We start from the raw sequence: 4018 nt of genomic DNA, 5'->3' as shown, positions 1-4018 counted from the left end.
CTGGCGCGAGATGGCGGTGCTGTTCCGGATCAACGCGCAGTCCCCGGCCTACGAGGCCGCCCTGGCCGACCGCGACGTGCCCTACCTGGTGCGCGGGGCCGAGCGGTTCTACGAGCGGGCCGAGGTGCGCCAGGCGCTCGGGGCGCTCCGGGCCGCGGCCCGGGCGCTGGCCGGCGACCCGTCGGCCGAGGGTGCGGAGGAGGTGCTGCGTCAGGTGCGCGACGTCCTGGCCGGGACGGGCTGGACGCCGGAGCCGCCGCGCGGGGCCGGTGCGGCACGGGAGCGCTGGGAGTCGGTGCAGGCGCTGTTCGGGGTCGCCGAGGACGTGGTCGGCTCGGGGGCGGGCAGCACCGTGGCCGACGTGGTCGCCGAGCTGGAGGAGCGGGCCGCCGCCCAGCACGCACCGATCGCGCACGGCGTGACGCTGTCCACCCTGCACGCGGCGAAGGGGCTGGAGTGGGACGCCGTCGCGCTGGTCGGCGTCCAGGAGGGCACGGTGCCGTTCGTGCTGGCGCAGTCGCCGGCCGACGTGGAGGAGGAGCGGCGGCTGCTCTACGTGGGCATCACCCGGGCGCGCGAGCGGCTCCGCATCTCCTGGGCCCGCAGCCGCAGCAGCGGTGGTGCCGTGCGGGCGCCGTCGAGGTTCCTGGCCCCGGTGCTGCCGGCCTCGCCGACCAGTGCGCCGGCGGCGTCCCGGCGTCCGCGGGTGAGCGGTCGGAGCAGCCTGACCGCCACCTGCCGCACCTGCGCCGAACGCCTGCACGACGCCGCCGAGCGCAAGCTGGGGCGGCACCGCGACTGCCCCTCCAGCTACGACGAGTCCACCCTGGAGCGGTTGCGGGAGTGGCGCCAGCAGCAGGCCGCCGAGCAGAAGGTGCCCGCCTACTGCGTCTTCACCGATGCCACCCTGGTGGCGATCGCGGAACGTCGTCCCCGCACCGACGCCGAGCTGGTGGCCATCCAGGGCCTCGGCCGGGTGAAGGCCGACCGGTACGGCGAGCAGGTGCTCGAGCTGCTCGCCCCGGAAGGGTCGCCGGGTGGGCGGAAGAAGAAGTCGAAAGTCATCGGGTAAATCGGTTGCGGGCCGTCGAGACGGCTCTCTAGTGTGTTCGTCGGAACACCGCAGCGGTGTCCACACCGCGGCCCGGATGTCGATCCGGTCCGCCGAGCAGGGGAAGGAGTGATCGACATGGACCTCACCATCGTGAACGTGGCCGTGCCGTCCACCGCGCCCTGCTCCCCGATCTCCGAGCGTCGTCCCGCCTCCCGCGGACGCGCTGTCGTCGCCGCCGGCTCTCCCGCCGGCCGCGGTCTGGGTGCGCAGTACGTCGGTGGCGGCTGGTCCGCCGTCGTGGCCGACGTGCGCCTCCGCACCGACGAGCCCGGCACCGACAAGCCTGCCGGCTTCGTCCGTGACCGGATGCACGCTCCCATGACCGCCAAGACCACCGGCTTCGCCGCCACCCCCCTCGTGGACTCCCGCCTGAGGACTCCGATGTAGGTCCCCTGCATCGCCTCTCCAGGCCGTGAGTCCCCGACACCGGGAACTCACGGCCTTCGTGTTTCCCGGGACCAGCTCCTCCAGCATCCCGACGACACCATCAGGAGAGACCATGACCGCCACGCTGTACGAGATACCCGGGTTGCTCGGGGCGTCGCTGCCGGCCACCGGCCAGCGCCTGCCCTGCCACGAGGTGGAGCCGGACACCTTCTTCGCCGAGTCGCCGGCCGAGGTCGAGCACGCCAAGGCGCTGTGCGTCGGGTGCCCCCTGCAGGCCGAGTGCCTGGCCGGGGCGCTGGACCGCAAGGAGCCGTGGGGGGTGTGGGGCGGTCAGCTGGTGATCGCCGGGGTGGTCGTGCCCCGCAAGCGCCCGCGGGGCCGTCCGCGCAAGCACCCGCGCCCGGACGAGGTGGCCGCCAGCGCCTCCACCGCGGACGCCCCGGCCAAGAAGGACCAGCGGGCCGCCTGACGGTCCGCGCCCGAGGCTCGCTACCTGGGGCCGGAGCCGGTCCCCCCGGGAGGGGGACCGGCTCCTGGCGCGCCCGGGCTCAGCCCCTGTCGGACCAGCCCGGCAGGAACTCCTCGAGCACGTCGCCGAAGCGCTCGGAGGCGTCCAGCTGCGACAGCACCGCGATGCCGCCCATCCAGACCCGGTGGATCAGCAGGTAGGAGGCGGGCAGGTTCAGCCGTCGGGCCACCTCGCTGGTCTGCGCCGAGCTGACCCGGGCGAACTGCGCCCGCATCCAGTCCCGGGTGAAGTGGAACTCCTCCACGCGGGCCGGCTCGACGAACGGGGCCAGGTAGTCGTACAGCTCGCCGGGTTCCACCTCGCCGCGGACGAACCCGAGCTCGCGCAGGCCGGCGGCCACCGCGTCGGCGTCGGAGTCGGCGCAGAGCCGCAGCAGCCGGCCCATGTCGCTGGGCAGTCCGTGCGGCAGCCGGGCCACCAGCCCGAAGTCGATCACCCCGAGCCGGCCGTCCTCGAGCACCTTGAAGTTGCCCGGGTGCGGATCGGCGTGCAGCAGCCCCACCCGGCTGGGACCGGCGAACAGGAACCGGACGTAGCGCAGCGCCGCCTCGTTGCGCTCGGCCTCCGGCCAGTCCGCGACGGCCGACAGCGGCGGCCCGTCAACCCACTCGCTCACCATCACCGTGGCGGTGTGGGCCAGCACGGCCGGCACCAGGAACTCCGGGTCACCGGCGAACCCCTCGGCCGCCTGCTGCTGGTGCTCGGCCTCGAGCTCGTAGTCGACCTCCTCCGAGACCCGCGCCTCCAGCTCGGCCGCCAGCGCCCGGACGTCCATCGCCGGCAGCAGCGGCGCCACCAGCGAGGCCACCCGGCCGAGCTGGCGCAGGTCGGAGCGCAGCGCCTCGTCCGCACCCGGGTACTGCACCTTGACCGCCACCTCGCGGCCGTCCTCCCACACCGCCCGGTGCACCTGGCCGATCGAGGCCGAGGCCGCCGGCCGGTTGTCGAAGCTCCGGAACCGGGCCCGCCACTGCGGCCCGAGCTCGCGCCGCAGCACCGCGTGCACCCGGGAGGCCGGCATCGGCGGTGCGGAGTCCTGCAGCCGGCGCAGGTGGATGCGGTAGGGCTCGGCGACGTCCTCGGGCAGCACCGCCTCGAACATGCTGAGCGCCTGGCCGAGCTTCATCGCCCCACCCTTGAGCTCACCCAGCACCGTGAACAGCTGCTGGGCGGTGCGGCGACGCATCTCCTCGTCCAGCTCGCGCCGGCTGGTCCCGCCCAGACGGCGTCCCAGCCCGGCCGTGGTCCGCCCGGCCACCCCGAGGGGGATGCTCATCAGGCGGGCACCGCGGCCCAGCGCGGACCGCGCCAGTCCGTCGCGCCGGGAGCGGTCGGGAGGGGAGGGGCGGGGGCGCCGGTCGTCGGGGGAGTCGGCGTCGCTCATGGCCTCATTCTGCCAGCCGGTCCGCAGCGCGCCCGGTCCAGCGGCGGGCCCGGGCGCCGCGTTCAGCGCTCCAGCAGTGACAGGTCGCACCCACAGCCGGGGTGCGCGGGCCAGCGGCGCAGCCGGGTGCTCCAGTCGCGGGCGTCGAGCTCGAGGGTGTGCCCGCACAGGTCGGGGCGGTGGCCGTGGAGGGCGGCCAGCACCTGCACCACGGCCGCGGCGACCGCCCAGTCCACCGCCACGGCCTCAGGCCGGCTGCGCTGGCGGATCAGCTGGGCCAGCACGGCGGGCCAGCGCGGGTCCCGGCCGGCGCGGTACAGGTCGGTGCACCGGGTGCAGCAGCCGGTGCCGGGCAGCACGAAGGGGCCCACCTGGGCCCCGCCGTCGAGGGGGCGGACCAGCAGGTGCGGCAGGTCGCGACGCAGCAGCGTGTCGGTGACGGCCCGGTCGCACTCGGCGCGGTCCGGCGCGACCACCACGACGTCGGGCCGGGGTGTGCCCGTGCCGAGCTCGAGCAGCTGCGACCAGTGGGCCAGCACGCGGGTCGGGCGGGCGCCGCCGCCCGGACGGGTCGCCACGAGCTCGGCGCGCAGGGCCTCGGCGG

The 4018-nt window shown here is 75.5% G+C and carries 5 protein-coding genes; 3 read left to right on the top strand and 2 right to left on the bottom strand.

Annotated elements, in window-relative coordinates; genetic code table 11:
- The 3 genes from DVA66_RS17930 to DVA66_RS17920 all read left to right on the top strand — a co-directional run.
- Positions 1-1072, top strand: a 1072-nt coding sequence (locus DVA66_RS17930) for a 3'-5' exonuclease (RefSeq protein ID WP_198671914.1), incomplete at its 5' end; no start/stop codon positions are given.
- Between the two features lie 117 nt (positions 1073-1189).
- Complete coding sequence (locus tag DVA66_RS17925; RefSeq protein WP_114561267.1) at positions 1190-1501, top strand: hypothetical protein; 312 nt, start codon at positions 1190-1192, stop codon at positions 1499-1501.
- Between the two features lie 112 nt (positions 1502-1613).
- On the top strand, positions 1614-1970 hold the full coding sequence (locus DVA66_RS17920) for a WhiB family transcriptional regulator (RefSeq protein ID WP_114561266.1): 357 nt from the start codon (positions 1614-1616) through the stop codon (positions 1968-1970).
- Positions 1971-2049: 79 nt separating this feature from the next.
- On the opposite strand, the gene DVA66_RS17915 is transcribed toward DVA66_RS17920, so the two are convergent.
- Both DVA66_RS17915 and DVA66_RS21055 read right to left on the bottom strand, forming a co-directional pair.
- Positions 2050-3414, bottom strand: a complete 1365-nt coding sequence (locus DVA66_RS17915) for an ABC1 kinase family protein (RefSeq protein WP_114561265.1) — start codon at positions 3412-3414, stop codon at positions 2050-2052.
- Positions 3415-3476: 62 nt separating this feature from the next.
- The coding region (locus DVA66_RS21055; protein WP_232822050.1) for a hypothetical protein at positions 3477-4018 on the bottom strand (542 nt) is incomplete at its 5' end.

The organism is Desertihabitans aurantiacus, assembly GCF_003344635.1.
Lineage (GTDB): Bacteria > Actinomycetota > Actinomycetes > Propionibacteriales > Propionibacteriaceae > Desertihabitans > Desertihabitans aurantiacus.
Note: the sequence above shows the minus strand (reverse complement) of the source record. Positions and strands in the feature narration are given on the sequence as shown.